The sequence below is a fragment of the Streptomyces sp. NBC_01190 genome (genome assembly GCF_045039895.1).
Taxonomy (GTDB): domain Bacteria; phylum Actinomycetota; class Actinomycetes; order Streptomycetales; family Streptomycetaceae; genus Actinacidiphila.
In genome coordinates this window covers 5,738,725-5,757,917 of the sequence record NZ_CP108580.1, presented here as the reverse complement: position 1 = coordinate 5,757,917, position 19,193 = coordinate 5,738,725, and the positions used below count along the sequence as shown (strand labels likewise).

Annotated in this window: 19 protein-coding genes; 9 read left to right on the top strand and 10 right to left on the bottom strand. The window is 71.8% G+C overall.

Annotation, left to right across the window (positions count from 1 at the left end; translation table 11 throughout):
* Positions 1-29: 29 nt before the first annotated feature.
* The 5 genes from panD to OG519_RS24300 are packed head-to-tail and all read left to right on the top strand — an operon-like array spanning position 30 to position 4,559.
* On the top strand, positions 30-467 hold the full coding sequence (panD, locus tag OG519_RS24320; RefSeq protein WP_405587760.1) for an aspartate 1-decarboxylase: 438 nt from the start codon (positions 30-32) through the stop codon (positions 465-467).
* Positions 464-1,837: a DUF6002 family protein gene (locus OG519_RS24315; RefSeq protein ID WP_405587757.1), complete on the top strand. Its 1,374-nt coding sequence runs from the start codon at positions 464-466 to the stop codon at positions 1,835-1,837. The genes panD and OG519_RS24315 overlap by 4 nt, the downstream gene beginning before the upstream one ends.
* 8 nt (positions 1,838-1,845) lie before the next feature.
* Positions 1,846-3,090, top strand: a complete 1,245-nt coding sequence (locus tag OG519_RS24310; RefSeq protein WP_405587754.1) for a GNAT family N-acetyltransferase — start codon at positions 1,846-1,848, stop codon at positions 3,088-3,090.
* On the top strand, positions 3,087-4,178 hold the full coding sequence (locus tag OG519_RS24305) for a hypothetical protein (RefSeq protein ID WP_405587751.1): 1,092 nt from the start codon (positions 3,087-3,089) through the stop codon (positions 4,176-4,178). The genes OG519_RS24310 and OG519_RS24305 overlap by 4 nt, the downstream gene beginning before the upstream one ends.
* Before the next feature lie 3 nt (positions 4,179-4,181).
* Positions 4,182-4,559, top strand: a complete 378-nt coding sequence (locus tag OG519_RS24300) for a hypothetical protein (RefSeq protein WP_405587748.1) — start codon at positions 4,182-4,184, stop codon at positions 4,557-4,559.
* 29 nt (positions 4,560-4,588) lie between these two features.
* Here OG519_RS24300 and OG519_RS24295 read toward each other — a convergent pair whose 3' ends face one another.
* Positions 4,589-5,518 (bottom strand): aminoglycoside phosphotransferase family protein, encoded by a 930-nt coding sequence (locus tag OG519_RS24295; RefSeq protein ID WP_405587746.1) that lies wholly within the window; start codon positions 5,516-5,518, stop codon positions 4,589-4,591.
* A 291-nt stretch (positions 5,519-5,809) separates the two neighbouring features.
* On the opposite strand from OG519_RS24295, the gene OG519_RS24290 reads away from it, so the two are divergent.
* A complete protein-coding gene (locus tag OG519_RS24290; RefSeq protein ID WP_405587743.1) occupies positions 5,810-5,971 on the top strand; it encodes a hypothetical protein in 162 nt (53 codons plus the stop codon).
* Between the two features lie 193 nt (positions 5,972-6,164).
* On the opposite strand, the gene OG519_RS24285 is transcribed toward OG519_RS24290, so the two are convergent.
* Entirely contained in the window at positions 6,165-6,683 is a 519-nt protein-coding gene (locus OG519_RS24285) for a hypothetical protein (protein ID WP_405587740.1), read from the bottom strand.
* A gap of 281 nt (positions 6,684-6,964) precedes the next feature.
* Positions 6,965-7,732 carry a glutaminyl-peptide cyclotransferase gene (locus OG519_RS24280; RefSeq protein ID WP_405587737.1) on the bottom strand — a complete coding sequence of 256 codons (768 nt, stop codon included), beginning with the start codon at positions 7,730-7,732 and terminating at the stop codon, positions 6,965-6,967.
* A gap of 289 nt (positions 7,733-8,021) precedes the next feature.
* On the opposite strand from OG519_RS24280, the gene OG519_RS24275 reads away from it, so the two are divergent.
* Positions 8,022-9,113, top strand: coding sequence for an inositol-3-phosphate synthase (locus tag OG519_RS24275; protein WP_405587734.1), 1,092 nt, complete (start codon positions 8,022-8,024; stop codon positions 9,111-9,113).
* Positions 9,114-9,234: 121 nt separating this feature from the next.
* Entirely contained in the window at positions 9,235-10,041 is an 807-nt protein-coding gene (locus OG519_RS24270) for a BTAD domain-containing putative transcriptional regulator (RefSeq protein WP_405587731.1), read from the top strand.
* 254 nt (positions 10,042-10,295) lie between these two features.
* On the opposite strand, the gene OG519_RS24265 is transcribed toward OG519_RS24270, so the two are convergent.
* Entirely contained in the window at positions 10,296-11,270 is a 975-nt protein-coding gene (locus OG519_RS24265) for a JmjC domain-containing protein (RefSeq protein ID WP_405587728.1), read from the bottom strand.
* Between the two features lie 362 nt (positions 11,271-11,632).
* Here OG519_RS24265 and OG519_RS24260 point away from each other — a divergent pair, with 362 nt between their 5' ends.
* The gene (locus OG519_RS24260) at positions 11,633-11,875 is read left to right on the top strand and encodes a response regulator transcription factor (protein WP_405587725.1); all 243 of its coding nucleotides are present in this window, start codon (positions 11,633-11,635) and stop codon (positions 11,873-11,875) included.
* Between the two features lie 141 nt (positions 11,876-12,016).
* On the opposite strand, the gene OG519_RS24255 is transcribed toward OG519_RS24260, so the two are convergent.
* The 6 genes from OG519_RS24255 to wecB are packed head-to-tail and all read right to left on the bottom strand — an operon-like array spanning position 12,017 to position 19,054.
* Positions 12,017-13,228 carry a hypothetical protein gene (locus OG519_RS24255; RefSeq protein ID WP_405587722.1) on the bottom strand — a complete coding sequence of 404 codons (1,212 nt, stop codon included), beginning with the start codon at positions 13,226-13,228 and terminating at the stop codon, positions 12,017-12,019.
* A 2-nt stretch (positions 13,229-13,230) separates the two neighbouring features.
* On the bottom strand, positions 13,231-14,502 hold the full coding sequence (gene serS, locus OG519_RS24250; protein ID WP_405587719.1) for a serine--tRNA ligase: 1,272 nt from the start codon (positions 14,500-14,502) through the stop codon (positions 13,231-13,233).
* Complete coding sequence (locus tag OG519_RS24245) at positions 14,495-15,742, bottom strand: glycosyltransferase family 4 protein (protein ID WP_405587717.1); 1,248 nt, start codon at positions 15,740-15,742, stop codon at positions 14,495-14,497. Before OG519_RS24245 ends, serS begins: the two co-directional genes overlap by 8 nt.
* On the bottom strand, positions 15,739-17,277 hold the full coding sequence (locus OG519_RS24240; RefSeq protein WP_405587714.1) for a GMC oxidoreductase: 1,539 nt from the start codon (positions 17,275-17,277) through the stop codon (positions 15,739-15,741). The genes OG519_RS24245 and OG519_RS24240 overlap by 4 nt, the downstream gene beginning before the upstream one ends.
* Positions 17,274-17,879: a histidine phosphatase family protein gene (locus OG519_RS24235; protein ID WP_405587711.1), complete on the bottom strand. Its 606-nt coding sequence runs from the start codon at positions 17,877-17,879 to the stop codon at positions 17,274-17,276. The genes OG519_RS24240 and OG519_RS24235 overlap by 4 nt, the downstream gene beginning before the upstream one ends.
* On the bottom strand, positions 17,876-19,054 hold the full coding sequence (gene wecB, locus OG519_RS24230) for a non-hydrolyzing UDP-N-acetylglucosamine 2-epimerase (protein ID WP_405587708.1): 1,179 nt from the start codon (positions 19,052-19,054) through the stop codon (positions 17,876-17,878). The genes OG519_RS24235 and wecB overlap by 4 nt, the downstream gene beginning before the upstream one ends.
* Between the last annotated feature and the right edge of the window lie 139 nt (positions 19,055-19,193).

Below are 19,193 nucleotides of genomic sequence, written 5' to 3'. Positions count from 1 at the left end.
CGACACAACGGAGCGGAAGGGAAAGGCAGATGCACCGCACCATGCTGCACAGCAAGATCCACCGGGCCACCGTGACGCAGGCGGACCTGCACTACGTGGGTTCGGTGACGCTCGACCGCGACCTGATCGACGCGGCGGGGCTGCTGCCCGGCGAGCGCGTCGACATCGTGGACATCAACAACGGCTCGCGGCTGACGACTTACGTCCTGGAGGGCGAACGCGGCAGCGGCGTCGTCGGGATCAACGGCGCCGCCGCCCGACTCATCTCCCCGGGCGACCTGGTGATCATCATCGGCTATGCGACCGTCACCCAGGAGGAGGCCGACAGCTTAAGTCCGCACATCGTCTTCGTCGACCAGGCGAACCGGGTGGTGACAACCGGCGCCGACCCGGGGGCGGTTCCCGACGCGCCCGCTGCCGAGGGGCTCGTCCCGGGCGGTCAGATCCTCCAGGGAGCCGCCTCATGACCTCGCCCGTGACCACGCAGGCCGGCCCCGGCCCGGCGGCCGGCCCCGGCGGAGCGCTGTCCCGCTACCGGGACGAGCTGCGGTCCGTCATGGACGAGGCCGCACGGACGCCGTCGCCGCAGGCCGGATTCGAGCCGGCGTGGACCCTGCCGCCGGCCTCCCCCGCACTCGACGCGTTCTTCGCGCCCAGCACCATCGCCGCGCACCGGCTGAGCCCCCACGCCGGCACCCGCCTCGGCCTGCTGCACCTGATGGGCAACCCCCGCACCCGCACGACGAAGACCTACGCGTCCCTGCTGATCGTCGCGCGAGCCGTCGACCACATCCGCCGTACCGGCGAACGCGTCGTCATCGTGACACCGTCCAGCGCCAACAAGGCCACCGCGTTGCGCGACGCCGTACTGCGCGCCTACGAGACCGGCCTCGCGGATCCCGAGCACCTGCGGATCCTGTGTGTGGTCCCGGCGGTCGCGGCGCCGAAGCTCTGGCACAGCGGCCTCACCGCCGATCCCGCGCTGCGGCACGCCAACCCGCTGATCGTGGCCGACACCCGTGAGCCGGGAGACGTCAAACACCTGGCCCGCTCACTGGTCGACAACGAGGCGGAACCGCTGTTCTCCCGGCACGGGGTGCGGCTGTGGCACACCCTGGACCTGCGCAACTACGCGGTCGCCGACGCCGTACGAGCCCTGTTCGAGCGGGACGAACTGCCCGCCGCACCACGGGTGCACGCCCACTCCGTCTCCAGTGCCTTCGGGCTGCTCGGCCACCACCACGGACGGCGATGGGCGACCGGACAGGAGTACGCCGCCGCCGGCACCGGCTACCTTCTGGTCCAGCACCTGGGCACGCCCGACATGGTGTCGAGCCTCTACCACGACCGCTTCGACTACCGGCCGCGATGGACCCGCCAGGACGGGATGTTCGTACAGCGGGACGATCCGCACTTCCCGCAGCGCACCTACGACCCCGCCGAAGAGCTGGACTCCACCTTCTACACCAGGACGCCGGTGACCTCGGAGCGGATGAACGCGATCATCCGGCGCCAGGGCGGCGGCGGCATCGTGGTCTCGCTGGCCGAGTGCCTGGACCGCTACCCGTACATCCGCGACCTGCTGGCGCCCACCGGGACCGCGCTGCCCGCGGACCCGCGCCGCCTGCGCGAATGGTCCCTGGTGATGGCGGTCACCGGCGTGCTCAACGCGCTCGACCGTTCGGTGGTCGACACCGAGGAGGTGCTCATCCACGCCTCCGGCTCGTACGGCACGGACGACTACCGGCCCGTCGCCCCGGCCGACCTGGTGTTCCTTCGGGATCCGGCTCACCTGCGCGAGGTCCTGCACACCATGGCCGCCGGCCGCGGCGCGTGAGGACGGCCATGCCCGCGCCCTTCCACTCCCTCACCGGGGCATGCACCGGGCCCACCACCGGGCCCACCACCGCGTCCCGCACCGCGCCCGGCCGTCCGTTCGGCGCTGTGCGCGCCGAATTCGCCTACGGCTGGAACAACAGCCCGCGGCGCCTGATGCGCGTCACCCGCAGCGCGCTGGACGGACGCGACACCCCGGGCGAGGTGACCGTCTCGTACAGTCCGGCGGGCGGGCCGAGCCTGGCCTACGTCGGTCTGCCCGCCGGCCGGACCAACATCCTCCAACTGCTCGAACACCAGCGGGATCCAGCAGGCCCGGAGCCGGTCAGGCACACCGGCGGCGGACGGCTGCGCGACCTCGCCGAGGGCCGCTGGCCGGACGCCGACATCGTCCTGGTGGGCGCCGAGGCCCACCGGCTCAGGGAACTGCCCAGCGCGCGCAGCGTCACCGCGCCCTTCCGCGTCCACCTGGTCGTGGATGTGCCCGCCGATCCCGCCGAGCTGCGGGCCCGTATCTCCCGGCGGGAACGCGAGGTGTTCCGGCGGGGCACGCGCCGGCACGGCTGGGGATGGCAGGAAGACCCCTCCGCCGAGGCGTTCGACGAGTTCTACCGGCGGCTCCACCTGCCGACGATGGTCCGCAGGCACGGCGAACGGCTGCGCAGCGAGTCCCGGGCCGTCGCCCGCCACGCCATCCTCCGGCACGGCACCCTCTTCTTCGTCACCCAGGACGGTGTCCGCGTCGCCGGTGTCCTGTGCCACTGGTCACCGGACCACCGCACGCTGACCACGCGGCTGCTCGGCGTCCGCGACGGCGACCCGGAGCACTACGCCTCCGGCGCCTTCAAAGCGGCCTACCACCTGCTGCTGGCCTGGGCCTGCGAACACGGCGTGCCGCACGTCGACTTCTTCGGCACCGAGGCCTTCGTCAGCAAGGGCATCTTCCAGTGGAAGCGGCGCTTCGGACCGAGAGTGGAGCTGCCGCCCAATCACTTCGCCAGCAAACGGCTGCGCCTGTACGTACGCCGTGACACCCCGGCGGTCCGCGACTTCCTCGTCGCCAACCCGCTGCTCACCGTGGCCGCCCCCGGCACGTCCGGGCTCCTGGCACCGGTCTACTTCGCCGACCGGGACCGGCCCGCGCGGCTCGACCTGAGCAGCCGTTGCGCCGGGCTGCCGGAACCCCGGGTGCTCGATCTCGACGACTTCCTGACGTCCGCCCCCCGGGCATCGCCGATCACCGGCGCGTCATGAGCGGACAGCGGCACCCAGCCGGCCGCCGGATCGCGGTCCTCGGCACCGGCGCCTTCGCCGGGGCCCTGACCGCGTCCTTCGGCAGCCTGCCGGTGGCGCCCGCGGACCTTCATGTGATCGGACGGAACACCGCGGCGGCCGAGGCGGTGGCGGGGATCGGAGCGGTGCGCGCCGCCGCCGCCGGCACCCGCCACACCTTCACCGCCCACACCGGTGCCCTGTCCGAGGACGAGGATCCGCGTCCGCTGCTCGACCGGATCCGCCCCGACCTGCTGGTGGTCTGTGCCTCCGAGCAGTCGCCCGCGGAGGTGCGGCAGCGTCCCTCGGCCTGGACCGCGCTGCTGCGGCAGGCGGGCTTCGGCGTGACGCTGCCGCTCCAGGCGTCCCTGGCCCTGCGGGTCACCTCGGCGCTCACCGAGGTCCGCCCGGCCGCGGGGGTGGTGAACGCCTGCTTCCCCGACGCCGTCAACGCCCTCCTGCACGCCGCCGGGCTCCCCGTCCTGTGCGGCCTCGGCAATGTCCATTCGCTCGCGACGGCGCTGCGGACACGGCTGGGCATGCCCCATGAGTCCCGGCTCCATCTGCTGGCCCACCACGCCCACTTGTCCGCCCCGCCGGACCCGTCGCAGGAGGCGCTGGCCTGGTTCGACGGCCGACCGCTCAGCGAACTCCCCGCCCATCTGGCCGCCTTGCGGACGTGGCCGCGGACCCGGATCAACGAGATCGGCGCCGCAGCCGGCGCCACCGTACTGCACGCGCTCACCGATCCCGACGAAGCGCCGTACGCCACCCATCTGCCCGGCCCACTGGGCCTGCCCGGCGGATATCCGGTCACCATCGCCGGCCGCGGCATCCGTCTGCGGCTGCCACCCGGGACCGGCGCGGCGCGGGCGGTCGCCTGGAACGGCGGCATCGCCCGGCTCGACGGCGTCACCGTCACCATGGACGGCGCCGCGCACTTCACCCCCGGCACCCTGGCCGCCCTCCGCGACCACTGCCCGACGGCACCGGCCTCCTTCCGCCCGGGCGCCGTCCCCGAACTCAGCGGCCGACTCCGCGCTCTGCGGGAACACCTGCGCCCGCGCTGAGCAGTGCGACGGACGTTGTCAAGCAACGGAAACCCGTCGCTTTCGCGATCCGCGGGTCGGATCCACAGGTATCCCTGGCCGGTCTGGCGCGGACCCGGCAGACGGCACCTGCGTCGTACCGCGCGAAGCCCGACCGGGGCGCGCACGGTGCTCGACGTGGCGGACATGCACAGCGCCACGTCCCAGGGTTGGGCGGCACTGTGGCGCTTCCTGGCAGGGATCGACCTCGTCGACGAGGTACGGGCGCCGGCCCGCCCGGTGGACGAACCCGTGGAGATGCTCTTCGCCGATCCCCGGGCCTGCCGCACGGTCCGGGTACGGGACGAGGTGTGGCCGCGCTTGAACGACGTGGCGACGGCGTCGCGGCTGCGCGCGCTGTAGCGCGCGGCGCGTGCGCTCATGACGGATTGTCAGCGCAGCAGTTCGGCTGAGGCGAGCAGCTCGCGGCCTTCGTCCTGGTGGCCGTGGCTCATCAGGAACAGGCCCGAGGTCACGCGTTCGACGAAGGCCCACTCCCAGACCGTCTCCTCGTCCACACCGGTCGCCGCCGCCAGGCGCCGCGACCAGCCGCGGACCAGCGCGACCGGCTGGTCGGCGCGCAGCACCAGCTCCTGCCAGCCGCTCATGGCGACACCGAGGTCGTAACCGGGGTCGCAGAGCAGTCCGTCCGGGTCCACGAACACGTACCCCGTCTCGGCCCCGGGCCTGGGTGCCCCGACGGCGAGCAGGTTGCCGGGGTGGGGGTCGCCGTGGCAGGCGACCTGCTCCGTCCCGGCGGCCGGCGCGGCCCGGCGCTCGGCGAAACCGCGGGCCTTGGCTATCAGTTGGGGCGAGCAGGGCTTGCCCGTGGCCGGCCAGAGGTCGTCCAGCAGGCCGATCAGCCCGACGGCCTTGTCGTTCGCCGCGGCGACGGTGTGGCCCGGCACGCAGGGTGCCCGCCATGCCTGCCGGAGCGTCGCGGCCAGCACGTCCAGCATGCCGTCCACCGGCAGCCCGGTGGCGGCCAGCGGGGCACCGAGCGGCTCCATCAGCAGCGCGCACCGGGAGGCGTCCTGGGCCAGCAGGCGGACGTAGCCGCGGCCGTCGGCCGCGGCCATCAGCCGGGCCGGCGTGTGGAACTCGGCGTCGGGGGGCGAGACCTTGAGCACCGCGCCGCTGCCGTCCGCGGTGGTCACGTGCGCGACGTACGCCCACTTCCCGCCGCTGATCGGCGCTCCCGGTCGGAGCGACCACCGCGCGCACAGCTCGGCGACGATCCCGGGCAGCGCCGCCATCCACTGTCGCCCGCTCTCGCCGCGGCTCTCCGCGCTGCGCTGGGCTTCCGCCGAAAGTTCGGTCACATCGGCACTGTACCGGCGCCGTGCTGAGCCGCGGATCCGCCGTCGATCACGCCATCCGGCGGCCCGGCGGGGGCGGTTCGAGGCCCCGTCCGGCCGGCCGCCGCGCCTTTGGGGGTTTTTTTCCGGCTTGCTGCCCTTGGCGCGTTTTATAACCCCAGCTCTTTGGTGTCGGGCACTTTGGTGAGGGGGTTTCGCTCTGGAACGCCGCCCGAGGGCCTGTCAATCTAATGGAGGCGGAAATCACCGGCAGTTACGGGAAATCAGTTCTTAGGAGGAAAAACAATGACTCGCATGATCGGATTCATTACGTCCGTCCTGCTTCTCGTGGCCGTCGGTTTCGGCCTGGCGGGTGCTCAGCAGGCATCCGCTCACCAGACGACGGTTTCCGCCGACGGGGGCACCTCCGTATCGGTGAATCAGCCGGGCACCGACGACACCGGCTGGGGCGGCTGAGCAGCAGGACGACCGGAATCCGCGCCCCGCGAGGCGCCACGCCGCAACCCGCCGGCCGAGGGCGGGTGGGCGAAACAGCCAGCAGCGGTCACCGTGCCGATCCGCTCCGACGACGACTCGATCGCCGGGCGGGTTCGGCCGGTGGCCGCTTTCTGGTTGCCACCCCCCGCTTCCCGCGTCCTCGGCGCGCGGGTCAGAACTCCAGCTTCAGAATGCCGCACCGGGAGTGGGCCTCGGCGACCGAGAAGCCGAGCTTCTCCGGTATGTAGAGAATCTCACCGAAGCGCACCCGGAGGTGGATGGACGAATCCTCCCGGGCGGCGTCCGGCGCCCCGTCAGCGGATTCGATCCGGCACTCGAAACCGCCTTCGAGCGGCAGGAGAAGCACGTCCCGGTGCCCCTTGGTGTCGTCCATCTTCTGCCCGACACCCAGGAACCAGTGCTCCGCGCTGATCTCCACCACCTCCAGGGTGGCGCGAAGCCGCCGTATCAGCCTTTCGTGGGCCGGCCTGGCCCGGGGGGAAACTCCGCCATCGGGAGCCGAGCGGTCGGCCTGGTCCCGCGTGTATTCGGCGGATATATCCTCCAGCACGAGGTTGGCCCCCCGGGGCCATACGAGAGCCGCGCCCTTCCCGCGATGTGCGGACAGACTCAGTCCGATGTCTGTATAAAATGCTTCCTCACTCTCCTCTCCTGCCTCGTACGCGAACACGGATCCTCCCTATCCTGCTGGCGCGGACAGATCGTCGGCATGGTGACTGTGCGGCTGTGCAACTGCACCAGGTCGAGGATGACCTCCGGGTATGAACACATCTCAGCGGTGGCTTTGCCGCCCGGGCCGTCTTCCGGAGACACCCACGACAGCGGCGCGGCCGCCCGCGGTCCTCGATTATGGACCCGTCTCGCACCTATTCAGAAGTCCCGGGTCCCCGGTACCGGGGATCCGGGACTCGCTCTGCACTAAGAGGCATCCTTGCCACCCCTCGCACCGCTCTAACGGCGGTCTTCGAAGCGCGTCTCGAACATCTTCGGCCACAGCTTTCCGGTCACCCAGAAACTCCGATTGGCCCGGTCATAGGCGATCCCGTTGAGCACCGCGTCGGCGTTGACCCGCCCGGAAGGGAACGGAAGGAGGCCCGACAGGTCGACGGTGGCGGTGACCGCGCCGGTCGCCGGATCGATCTCGAAGACCAGTTCCGACTTCCAGACATTGGCGTAGATCCGGTCGCCGACCGCCTCGATGTCGTTGATGCCGGTCACCGGGGCCCCCTCATGGGTGACGGCGCACAGCGGCGTCTGGCGCGGGGAGCCTTCCGGGTCGAGTGTGTAGAGCTCGCTCGACCCGTCGCTCATGACGAGATCGCCCTGATAGCAGGTCAGGCCCCACCCCTCCGTCGCGTAGTCGAAACGCCCCACCTCTTCGAAGGTGTCGCTCCGGTAGACGAATCCCTGTCGCTCCCGCCAGGTCAACTGGTAAAGGAATCCGCCGCGTTCGGCTATCCCTTCGCCGAAGAAGTCCCTCGGCAAGCGGCCGCGCTCGATGCTCGCGCCGGTGTCGCGGGAAATGGTCCTCAGCTCAGAGCCGCCGTAGAGCCCGGTCCCCTCGATCAGCCGGCCGCCGGCGATGACGAGACCCTGGGTGAAAGCCTCCGGGTCGTGGGGCAGTTCACGCAGGACACGGCAGGAGTATTGGGCCACGCGATCGGCCGGTTCGCTCAGCGGTTCATGCTCCGACGGCTTCCGCGGAGCCGCGTTCTTCATTGGTGATCTCCCCGGTCGGCATGCGAATGACGGACCCTTTCATCCTGGCAGACCGTGTCCTCCGGAAGTCAAGTCACGTCCTCCCGGTACCTGGTATGAGCTGCCCAGACAGGTCGCGTCCCGATTTCGACCGGCCTTCCGGAACCGATTTCCCGTGACTTAAGTTCCGCCCCGGACGGCTCTACTGTCGATGAGGTAAGGAGGACGATCCGCCGATACCTGGCTCCGGCCGGGATCCGTTGGCCGCCCGCCATTCCGCGAGTTCTCTCGATCATGATGGAGCATGCCAATGTCGGCAAAGAAACGCAGCATAAGGGTGGCTCTGGTCGGGGTCGGAAACTGCGCCGCCTCCCTCGTGCAGGGGGTGCGCTACTACCGCGACGCCGCCCCGGACGAGCGGGTCCCCGGGCTGATGCACGTGATGTTCGGCGACTACCACGTACGGGACATCGAATTCGTCGCCGCGTTCGACGTGGACGCGAAGAAGGTCGGTCAGGATCTGGCCGAGGCCATCGTGGCGAGCGAGAACAACACCATCCGGATCTGCGACGTCCCGCCGACGGGTGTCACCGTGCGGCGCGGTCCCACGTACGACGGGCTGGGCGAGTTCTACCGGGAGGCCATCACCGAGTCCGACGAACCGCCCGTCGACGTCGTCTCCGCGCTGCGGGCGGCCGAGGCCGATGTGCTGGTGTGCTACCTGCCGGTGGGCTCCGAGGCGGCCGTCCGCTGCTACGCCCAGGCGGCGATCGACGCCGGGGTGGCCTTCGTCAACGCGCTGCCGGTCTTCATCGCCTCCGATCCGGAATGGGCCGACCGGTTCCGCGCGGCCGGGGTGCCGATCGTCGGGGACGACATCAAGTCCCAGGTGGGCGCCACGATCACGCACCGCGTGCTGGCCAAACTCTTCGAGGACCGCGGCGTCCGCCTGCTGCGCACCTCGCAGCTCAACGTCGGCGGCAACATGGACTTCAGGAACATGCTGGAGCGCACCCGCCTGCGCTCGAAGAAGATCTCCAAGACGCAGTCGGTGCTGTCCCAGATACCCCGGGAGATGTCGGGTTCCTCGGTGCACATCGGTCCGTCGGACTACGTGCCCTGGCTGGACGACCGGAAGTGGGCCTATGTCCGGCTGGAGGGCGAGACGTTCGGCGGGGTGCCGCTGAACCTGGAGTACAAGCTGGAGGTCTGGGACTCCCCCAACTCCGCGGGCGTGATCATCGACGCCGTACGCGCCGCGAAGATCGCGCTGGACCGCGGCATCGGCGGGCCGGTGGACTCCGCCTCGGCCTACTTCATGAAGTCGCCCCCGCGGCAGTTGTCGGACGCCGAGGCCCACGCGGCGGTCGAGGAGTTCATCAACGGCGCGCCGACGGAATGACGGCGCGGACGACCGCGCGTCTCACGCGTTCTGGCGGGTGCTCCCCGGGGCGCCGCCCTCATGACGACGTGGGAACGACATGTGAAGACATGGGAACGACATGGGAAGAGGTCGTGTCGCAGTGTTGTACTTCACCCTTCTTGGCCCGCTGGGAGTCACCCGGGACGGTGCGCCGGTTCCGCTGGGAACCGCCAAGCAGCAGACGGTCCTCGCCCACCTGCTGCTCAACGCCAACCGGCCGGTGACCGTCGCGGGCCTGCTCGAAGCCGTGTGGGCGGATGAACCGCCCGCGTCCGCGGTCAAGAACCTCCAGCTCTACGTGGGCAGGCTGCGGCGGCTGCTGTCCGCCGCCGGCGGGGAGCAGCGGCTGCACACGGTGCACAAGGGCTACCGGCTGGACGTCGGCCCCGGGGAGCTTGACCTCATCTCCTTCCGGGAGTTCGCCGAGCGGGGGGTGACCGCCAGTCGCGAGGGGGACCACGAGCGGGCCGAGACGCTGCTGACGAGGGCGCTGCGGCTGTGGCGCGGCCGGCCGCTGGAATCGCTCGCCATCACCGCCCCCATGGAGGCGGAGGTCCATTTCCTCACCGAGCTCCAACTCATGCTCTGGGAGGAGTACGCCGGTCTGCTGCTGGAGACCGGCAGGTATCACGAGGCCGTGCCGGAACTGACCCGGCTCACCCTCGCCCATCCGCACCGGGAGCGGTTCAGCTACCAGTTGATGCTGGCGCTGGCGCTCGGCGGCGACCGGTCGGGCGCGCTGAACACCTACCGCAGGTGCTACCACCTGCTGGTGGACGAGCTGGGCATCGAGCCCTGCCGTGAACTCAGCGAACTGCACGACTCGGTTCTCACTGACTCGGTGTCCGCGCCGGGCCGGCCGTCCGGCCGGGTCGGGCGCGTTCCCTTCCTCTCCTCCGCGCACTGAGGCGGTTCTCCCCCAGCAGCACTCCGGTTCCTGCCCTGTGGTGGTCAACAGGGCAGGAACCGGAGTGCTGCTGTCGTCGCGTCCGCCGCCACCGCCGGTCCTGGCGTCCCGCTCCGGCGGGTGGGCGGGCCGACCAGCCGGACGCGGCGCCGCGCGCACGCCGACGGACCGCCGGGCACGGTCTTCCGTGCCCGGCGGTCCGCCGGCGGGGATCAGCGCGGGGGCGGCCTCACGGCCGGTGTGTCACCGCGTGCTCAGCGCGCGGCCGGTTCGGCCGCCGCGGGTGTGCCATCGTGCTCGGCCTCCTGACGCTGCTCCCACGCGGCGGCCACCGCCGCCAGCGAGAGCGACGGCTGCGCCTGCGGCATCTGCGCCACCAGGTTGCGGCGGGCCAGCTCCAGCAGGCCGCCGGGCGTCAGGTCGGCGAGGCGGGCCAGCGCGTGGTCGAGCAGCTCGGCCGCCGTCTTGTCGAGGGCTTCGTCGCCGAGCGGCCGCGGCGGCAGTTCGACGCCCTGGACTGCGAAGTCGAGCAGACTGCTCTCCAGGTGCTCGGTGCCCGCCTCGCGGATGGTCAGCGAGAGGTGCGCCGAGAGTCCGCCGTCCCCGGTCGCGCGGTGCGCGAACGCCCTCGGGATGTAGAGGACCTCGCCGGCCCGCAGGGTCGTCCGGAAGATCTCGGCGGGCTCGTCCCCGCGCACCTTCCCCAGGTCCCAGTTGCCGTCGGCGGGTCCCTCGTGCACGTGCCAGCTCTTGCTGCCGGCCACCTGGATCACCAGGACGTCGGCGTCGTCCCGGTGCAGCGGGAGCCCCTGGTGGCCCTCGGGCGTGACGAAGTAGAACGCCTCGACCGGCAGGCCCAGTTCCGTCGCCAGCTCCTGGAGCATGTCGCGGGTCGCCCGGTGCCAGTGGTCGATACGGCGCAGCAGCAGGGTCGCGCCGTCGTCCAGCAGCGCCCCCACCTTCGCCAGGTCGGCGAAGCCGCCGAACTTCGCGTGGTAGATCCGCCGGACGGCCGTGTACGCCTCCCGCGTCAGCGGCTGCTCGGCGCGGGTCATCTCCAGATACGGCTCGCGCAGGAACCCGCTGGCCAGCGCGGCGTCCGCGTCGGCCAGCGAGAAGGAGCTGTACGCCCCGCCCTCGGGGCGGAACACTCCGGGCCTGCGCCGCCAGTACTCGGAGAGGAACGTCTCGGGTTCACCGACCCACTGTGCCAACGTTGGAGCGCGCATCGAATCTCCTGTGAGAGGGGCGCCCGGTCCCGCCGGGCGGTGCTGAACGGTCGGCCGTTCTACCGACCGATGTTTCCGCGCCCTCTGACACTCCGACAGTCACGGGAAGAAGGGACCGGGCCGGCGCGGCACCGGCCCCCAACCGGCGACGGACGGCTGACGACGACACATCACCCGCTATGGCCCTTTTGGCGCCGCTTCGTCCCCTGCGGTCTTTGCTGCCATTCAGGTTGGTGATGGGGGCGGGGAACGCTCCCCGGCCGAAACCGCGGCCACCATGGAAGTGCGCACACGGTGGCGGCCCGCCCGGCGGTCCCCCGGACGCCGCCCACTTCGCACAACCGACAACAAAGGAAATGCACATGAGTGGTGCACTCCAGAGTCCCGAGGCGAATCTCAGCACCCGCGAGGCGGAAGTGCTCAGGCACATGGCCCTCGGCCGGACCTACACGGCGATCGCCCGCAGCATGAACATCTCCCCGCACACGGTCGACACCTACCTGCGCCGTATCCGGCTGAAGACGGGCGCGACCAACAGGGTCCAGCTCCTGCTGCTGGCCCTCACCCTGGACGGCGTGGGCGCGAACACGTCCGCGGAAGCCTGACGTCGCCGCGGGGACGGCAACGGCTGTCCCCGGCGGCGGCCGGCGCCGGCCGCGGTATCGACCGGGACGACGAACGCGGCTCCCCGCGGTCCGGGCTGTTCAGGCCAGGGACCGCCCGTGGGAGCCGCGTTCGGCTGCCGCTCAGGCCACCAGCGTCTCCACCGCGCGGGAGACCGCGCCGCGACCGCCGGACCGGCCGGCCAGGAAGTCGGCGGCCTCGCTGAAGGCGAGGTGGTCCGGCGGCACCGCCTGCCGCAGGGCTCCCGCCAGCCGGGCCACCGCCTGCCGCTCGATCGCCTCACTCGCGATGCCCACCGCGTCCTGACCGGAACCGGCGGGCGCCACGAACTGCCGCCAGTAGAGGGTCGCGTGCTCCAGGAAGCCGCGGGTACTGGCGCCGCGCAGGAACGGCACCGCCAGTTCGCCGGCGAGCTGGCGGGCGTACCGGCGGGCCCCCCGGCTGCCCGGACGTATCCCGGACAAGGACAGCAGGGCGAGCGTACGGGCCCGGTCGTTGACGACCGCCCCCTCCTCGACCCGGCCGGGGAAATCGAGGTAGTAGGGCGACAGCACGCGGTGGTACGGCTCGGGGCGCGCCGCGCTCCAGGCGATCCGCTCGAAGGCGAAACCGCAGTCGATGACGGTGAGCCGGCGACCGGCCACATCGGCCACGTCGTGGTACCAGTTGATCTCGCCGAGTTCGACGCCGCCGCAGTTCACATCGGCGCGGCGCCCCCGGTACGGCCCGTAGTCGCACGTCTCGTCGGTGAGCGCGACGGTGATGTGGCGGGCGTGCAGCCCCACCGCGGACAGGACGTCGAGCCAGCAGTCCAGGTGCTCGGAGACCCGGTCGATCAGATCGGTGCCGCCCACCTCCAGCGAGGACAGGTTGATGAAGGACGAGGAGACCCCCTCCTCCCGTCCGGCGGCCGGCAGATAGCGCCAGCGCACACACGGCTGGGCCAGGATCCGGATGCCGTCGGGGGCGGGCGCGCCCTGGTGCACCACGGCGTCGAGCGACTGGAGGGCCGAGACGACGAGGTCGGTGTCCCGGGCCGCGCCGCTCAGGTCGGCGACGGCGGAGGGGGCCAGGCCCCGCCGTGCCAGTGCGGCGCGGATGCGCTGCCACTGGGCGGGCAGCGGCCGGCGCACCGGCTCCTGGCCGTCCGCGCCGGCCGGCGCCGCCGTACGGGAGCCGGGACACCACGGGCTTCCGCAGCCGCCCGCCCCCTTGCCGAAGTAGCCTCGGCCGCAGTCGCCGCACCGGTCGCGGCGCCAGCCGCGGGCCAGCAGGTAGGTGGCGAGGGCCGATTCGAATGCCGACTCGAACGGGCTCGCGGGGCTGTCGCTCACGGTCACCGCACCTTGGGTCGCTGCTGTTGGGGGGGCCGCACGGCGATGACGTCCTTGCCCAGGTAGGGCACGAGGAGTTCCGGCACCTTGACCGAGCCGTCGGGCTGCTGGAAGTTCTCCAGGATGGCCAGGAGCAGCCGGTCGCAGAAGCCGGTGGCCGAGATGGTGTGCGGGAAGCCCTTCTCGCCGTCGATCTTGTACCGGATACGGCCGCGCCGGGCCTGGAAGTCACCCATGTTGGTGTTGGAGGTCATCTCCCGGTAGCGGCCCTGCGCCGGCAGCCACGCCTCGGTGTCGTACTTCATCCGGCCGGGCGCGCCGAGGTCCTTGGACCCGGTCAGCACCACCTGGTAGGGCACGCCGAGCTCCCGCATCAGCCATTCCTCGTTCTCCAGGCACACCTGGTGCCAGTGCTCGCTGTCCTGCGGCGCGCAGAAGACGAACTGCTCCAGCTTGTAGAACTGGTGGACCCGCAGGATCCCCGCGGTGTCCCGGCCGTAGCTGCCGGCCTCGGTGCGGAAGCACATCGAGTCGCCGAGGTAGAGCACCGGGAGCTGGGTGAGCGTCTCACCGATGTGCATGCCGAGCAGCGCCTGCTCGCTGGTGCCGATCAGCGACAGGTCGGTGTCGCTGACGGTGTAGTTGTCCTTGTCCTGGAACGGCAGATAGCCCGAGGCGAACAGGGTCTCGCGCTGCGCCATGTAGGGCGGGGAGACCAGCTCGAACCCCTGCTCCCGCGCGCGCTTGGTGAACAGGTCGGTGAGGGCGTAGCGGATCTGCACGGCCTCGTTCATCAGCAGATAGAAACGCGAACCCGCGACGTTCACCCCGTGCGGGATGTCGATGGTCGCGGTGAGGCGGCCGATCTCCTCGTGCGAGCGCGGTTCGAAAGCCTGCTCGGGCGGTTCGCCCACGGTGCGCAGGACCACGTTGTCCTCCTCACCGCCGACCGGAACGCGCTCGTCGAGCATGTTGGGCAGCCAGGCGAGCTGGTCCGCGAGCCGGGCCTCGACCTCCTCGACCTCGGTCTCCAGCTTCGCCCGCTCCTCCTTGAGCTTGGCGGCCTGGCGACGGTGCTCGTCGGGGTCGGTGGCGTCCTTCCACTGCCGTCCGAGCAACGTGATCTCGTGCCGGGTCTCGTCAAGCCGGTGGACGGCGTCACGTCGTTCGCGATCGAGCCTGACGATCTGCTGGATGTCGATTTCATAACCGCGCCGGGCACAGTTCTCGACGACCTCGTCCTGATGCCGCAGGATGAAATTCAGGTCAAGCACGGTGGCTCCTTACGAGACTCGTCACAGGGGGTATGCCGGCGGCGGAGGGCAGCCCGTCCAGGAAAGCCCTGTAGGCGGAGATCTCCGCTTCGCCCACGGCGCTCCAGGAAGCGTAGCGGCTGGCGAACCGGGCCGCGGCGGCCTGTTTACCCACCCAGGCACGCTCGTTGAGCAGTGCGTCCAGCGCCGCGGCCATCGCGCGCGCCGATCCGAAGGGGACCCGGCGCACGGCGGGTGTGTCGCCGTACACACATCGGGCGAAGGGCGCGTCATAGCAGACGGCGGGCAGCCGATGGGCGAGGGCTTCCAGCAGGCACAGGGAGAAGGTATCCGCGGAGCGTGAGGGATAGCAAAAGGTCCGCGCCGAGGCCAGCACACGCTGTTTCTGCTGGCCGGTCAGCCAGCCGGCCAGCTCGACCGCGTCGGTCAGCCCCAGCCGCCGGCGGGCCGCCAGGAACTGCCTCTCCACCCGCTTCCCCTCGAAGGAGCCGATCACCACCATGCGGGCGCCGGGGCGTGAGCGGCGCAGGTGCCGCATCACCTCAAGAGTGTCGAACAGCCCCTTGCCGCGGGTCAGTTTGGCCATGAAGGCCACGTCGTAGGTCTTGCCTCCCGGTCCGGTCAGCGCGGGGTCCGGCGGCTCCACCGCGTAGCCCGGGATGGCCGCGACCGACGGGGCGGTCGGGAAGTAGCGCGCCAGGTAGAAGTCCACCGTCTCGTTGATCACCACGCGCGGCAGGGTGCGCATCAGGCGGGCCTGGTGGAGGTGGGTGAGCAGGTAGGCCCAGGCGTGGGCGCGGCGTTCGCCGGGCAGCCGGCGGACGAGGTCCCAGGCGAAGGAGCGGCTGGGGCGGGGCACCGCGTCCAGGAAGGGCACCGAGTGCGGCATGACGAGGAAGGGGGTGCCGAGGCGGCGCAGGACGGGCGGCAGCGCGTGCATCAGGTCCCAGATCTCGCGGTAGAGCACCACGAGGTCGGGCCGCTCCTCCTCGACCACGGCGGCGATCTCGCCCACCAGCTCGCCGAGCCGGTCCACCCGCCAGCCGCGCAGCGCGAAGGCCAGCGTCCGGGTGCGCACCCCGGATGCCTCGATCGCCTGCCGGCAGGTGTCGTCGGGGTGGCCCAGCGCGACCAGGAAGACGTCGGCCCGCCGGGTCAGTTCGGGCAGCACGTGCGCCAGGCGGGTCACCGGGCCGCGTCCGCTCTCCACGTCGACGTCGCTGATGATCAGGACTTTCATACCGGTTCTCCGCTCCGCGCGGTCCGGGCGAGCAGCTCGCAGGCCCGGGCGGCCAGGGCCATGATGGTGAGCGTCGGGTTCTGCCAGCCGCCGGTGGTGAAGCAGGAGCCGTCGGCGACCAGGACGTTGGGGAGCTGCCAGACCCTGTTGCGGCCGTCCACCACCGAGGTCAGCGGGCTGTCGCCCATGGCCGCGCCGCCCATCTCGTGTACGGCGGTGCCGGGGGTGTCCGGCTTGTCGGTGACTTCTCGGATGTCGAAGCCGGCCGCGCGTGCCATGCCGGTCATCTCCTCGGCCTGATAAGCCGTCATCGCGTGCTCGTCGGGGCCGTAGGACAGCCGGATCCGCGCTTGCGGTATGCCCCAGGCGTCGGTGCCGGCCGCGAGGGTGATCCGGTTGTCGGCGCGCGGAAGCACCTCGCCGCTGGCCCACAGGCGGAACGGTATGGAGCCGGACGCCGACGCCCACGCGGCGCTCGGTCCGTTCATGGGCAGCACCTCGGGGGCGAACAGGGTGATGCCGTAGCCGCCGCTGAACTCCCCGCGGGCTTCTGGGCTGTCGGGGATGTGACACACCGGTACGAGTCCCGGCCGGCCGAGCGGCGCGGGCGCGGTGTCCGTACCGGGCACGAGGCCGCTGACGGTGGCGCCCACGACGTGGTCGAACACATGGCGGCCGAGCAGGTCGGCGTCGCCGCCAAGAGCGGCGCCGGAACGGGCCGCGGCCCGGGTGTTGAGCAGGATCCGGACCGACTCGATGGCCGAGGCGCACAGGATGACGGTCGCGGCGCGCTCGCGGTGCAGCACGCCGGTGACACGGTCGGCGAAGACGACGCCTTCGGCCCGCCGTCCGGCGCGGTCCAGCTCCAGGTGCGACACCACGGCGTCGGGTCGCAGGGTCGCCCGCCCGGTGGTGAGGGCCGCGGTGAGGGCGGCGCCGGCCTCCGCGCGGGCCACCCTGCCGCTGACCACCTGCCGGCCCGGCCACCGGCGGCGCACCGCGTCCGCCAGCAACCTCTCACCGCGGGTCAGCGGCTGTCGCACGGCGGCGGCGGGCGCGGGCGCGGCCGGTGACGGCTCGCTGCCGCCGGTGACCCGCATGAACGTCTCGACGCGGCGGTAGTAGGGCTCCACGTCGCGGTAGCGGATGGGCCAGCCGCGGGCGGCCGGTCCTTCGCGGTCCTGGTCCCGGCCGCCGAACTCCCGGTCGGACATGCGCAGGCTCACCCCGGCCCACACGTGCAGCCGGCCGCCGACCTGGCGGCCGCGGAACCAGTGGAAGGGCGCGTCGTCGTCGGTGGCGTAGGCGTTGTCGACGTCGTCGACGAACAGGTGGCTGTTGGGCGGTTCGTAGGCGGAGCACAGCGACTGGACGGGCTGCCGGCCGGAGTCGTGCGCGGCGCGGTCCACCCGGTGGTCGCCGGGAAACAGCGGGCCCGCCTCCAGGACCAGGGTCCTGATACCGCGCTCCGCCAGCGTCTTGGCGGCCCAGCTTCCCGCCGCCCCGGAACCCACCACGATGGCGTCGTAGGTCACGACGGCACCGCCTGGGGCCGGCCGTTCAGGATCCTGGCGCCCTTGGCCACCAGTTCCCGCAGCGCCTCGTCGCTCAGGACGAGCGGCTCCAGGTAAGGGGCCTCGGGGAACACCGGCGCGTCCAGGTGCTGCTCGGGCAGTTGGAGCCAGCGCGCCACCGAGCCGAGCAGGCCGTGGCCGACGACCAGGCGCGGTCCGGGCAGGTCGAGGCAGGCCAGCAGTCCTTCGAGCATCCGCCGGACGCAGTCGCGCCAGGATTCCTGGCCGCCGGGCGGCACGGCGTCCAGCCCGCAGGCGACCAGCCAGGCGCCGTAGTCGGTCCAGGGACCGCCCTCGAAGCGCCCGTAGTCCACTTCGTCGAGGCGGTGGTCGGCCGTCCGCGGCACCGGCCGGCCGGCCAGCAGCAGCTCCGCGGTCTGCTGGGTGCGCCGGAAGCCGCTGGTGCGGCAGGAGCGGACGCCGGCCGCCCAGGGGGCGGTGAAGTCCCGGCAGGCGGCGGCCCCTTGCGGGTCCAGCCGGACGTCCACGTCCAGCGAGCCGTTGACCAGGTAGCGCGAACTGTAGGAGGTCTGTGCGTGTCTGACGAGATAGGTGACGCTCATTGCACCGCTTCCCCGATCCTCAAGTCCGGTTCGTATGGTTGGACGGCCGCGTCGGTGAGGCCGAGCATCCGGGCGACCGCGGCGACGCACCGGCCGGCCGCCCGGCCGTCGCCGTACGGGCTGATGGCCTCGGACATGCGCGCGTGGCGCCCCGGATCGCTCCACAGCTCGGTGATGGCGGCGCGCACCGCTTCCTTGTCGGTGCCGATCAGCCGGACGCCGCCGGCGCGTACGCCCTCCTGCCGCTCGGTCACCTCCCGCAGGACCAGGACGGGCCGGCCGAGGCCCGTGCTCTCCTCCTGCACCCCGCCGGAGTCGGTGACCACGGCGTGCGCGCGCCGGATCAGCCGGAGGAAGGAGCGGTAGGGCTGCGGATCGGTCACGATCACGTTGTGCCGGCCGCGCAGCGCGGGCAGCAGCGCCGCCCGCACCGCCGGATTGGGGTGCACGCAGGCGACCACGACCATGTCCGGGTGGGCGTCGGCGGCCTCGACGACGCCCTGCGCGATCCGGGTCATGGACGAGCCCCACGCCTCGCGGCGGTGCAGGGTGAAGAGCAGCATCCGCCGCGGGTCGCCGGCCAGCGCGGCCGGCCCGGGATCGCCGTGGTCGGCGGGGGACGAGTCGAGCATGGCCCGCATGGCGTCGATGACGGTGTTGCCCGTGACCACCACGCTCTGCTCGTTCACCCCCTCGGCCAGCAGGTTCTGCCGGGCCTGCGGGGTCGGTGCCAGGTGCAGGTCGGTCACCAGCGAGGTGATCCGCCGGTTGACCTCCTCGGGGAAGGGCGCCCACCGGTTGCCGGACCGCAGTCCGGCCTCGACGTGGACCAGCGGCACCGTCCGGTAGTACGACGCCAGGCTGGCGCCGAGTGTGGTGGTGGTGTCCCCGTGGACCAGCACGGCGTGCGGGCGGTGCTCCTCCAGCATCGTGTCGACACCGCTGATGACGCCCGCGGTCAGCTCGGCGAGGGTCTGCCGGGTGCGCTTGACCCGGAGTTCGACGTCGGGGCGTACGCCGAACTCGTGCAGGACCTGGTCGAGCAGGTCGCTGTGCTGACCGGTCGACACCACGAGCGGCTCGAAGTCGCCGTGTGCGCCGAACTCCCGGATCAGGGGAGCCATCTTGATCGCTTCGGGCCGGGTGCCGAAGACCAGTGCGACCCGCCGCTGCATGTGCTCGCTCCTTACAGGACGTGACGTGCGGGACGTCGCGGCACCTCGGGTGCGGCGCGACGGAGTTGAAGGGGCCCGGAGTTACGGGGCAGCAGATTTACGGGGCCGTGGGGTTCGGGGCCGCGGGGTTCGGGGCCGC

Coding starts and splice junctions, on each gene's coding strand:
- panD (WP_405587760.1), top strand. CDS start 30: ATGCACCGCACCATGCTGCACAGCAAGATCCACCGGGCCACCGTGACG.
- OG519_RS24315 (WP_405587757.1), top strand. CDS start 464: ATGACCTCGCCCGTGACCACGCAGGCCGGCCCCGGCCCGGCGGCCGGC.
- OG519_RS24310 (WP_405587754.1), top strand. CDS start 1,846: ATGCCCGCGCCCTTCCACTCCCTCACCGGGGCATGCACCGGGCCCACC.
- OG519_RS24305 (WP_405587751.1), top strand. CDS start 3,087: ATGAGCGGACAGCGGCACCCAGCCGGCCGCCGGATCGCGGTCCTCGGC.
- OG519_RS24290 (WP_405587743.1), top strand. CDS start 5,810: ATGATCGGATTCATTACGTCCGTCCTGCTTCTCGTGGCCGTCGGTTTC.
- OG519_RS24280 (WP_405587737.1), bottom strand. CDS start 7,732: ATGAAGAACGCGGCTCCGCGGAAGCCGTCGGAGCATGAACCGCTGAGC.
- OG519_RS24275 (WP_405587734.1), top strand. CDS start 8,022: ATGTCGGCAAAGAAACGCAGCATAAGGGTGGCTCTGGTCGGGGTCGGA.
- OG519_RS24265 (WP_405587728.1), bottom strand. CDS start 11,270: ATGCGCGCTCCAACGTTGGCACAGTGGGTCGGTGAACCCGAGACGTTC.
- OG519_RS24260 (WP_405587725.1), top strand. CDS start 11,633: ATGAGTGGTGCACTCCAGAGTCCCGAGGCGAATCTCAGCACCCGCGAG.
- OG519_RS24245 (WP_405587717.1), bottom strand. CDS start 15,742: ATGAAAGTCCTGATCATCAGCGACGTCGACGTGGAGAGCGGACGCGGC.
- OG519_RS24235 (WP_405587711.1), bottom strand. CDS start 17,879: ATGAGCGTCACCTATCTCGTCAGACACGCACAGACCTCCTACAGTTCG.
- wecB (WP_405587708.1), bottom strand. CDS start 19,054: ATGCAGCGGCGGGTCGCACTGGTCTTCGGCACCCGGCCCGAAGCGATC.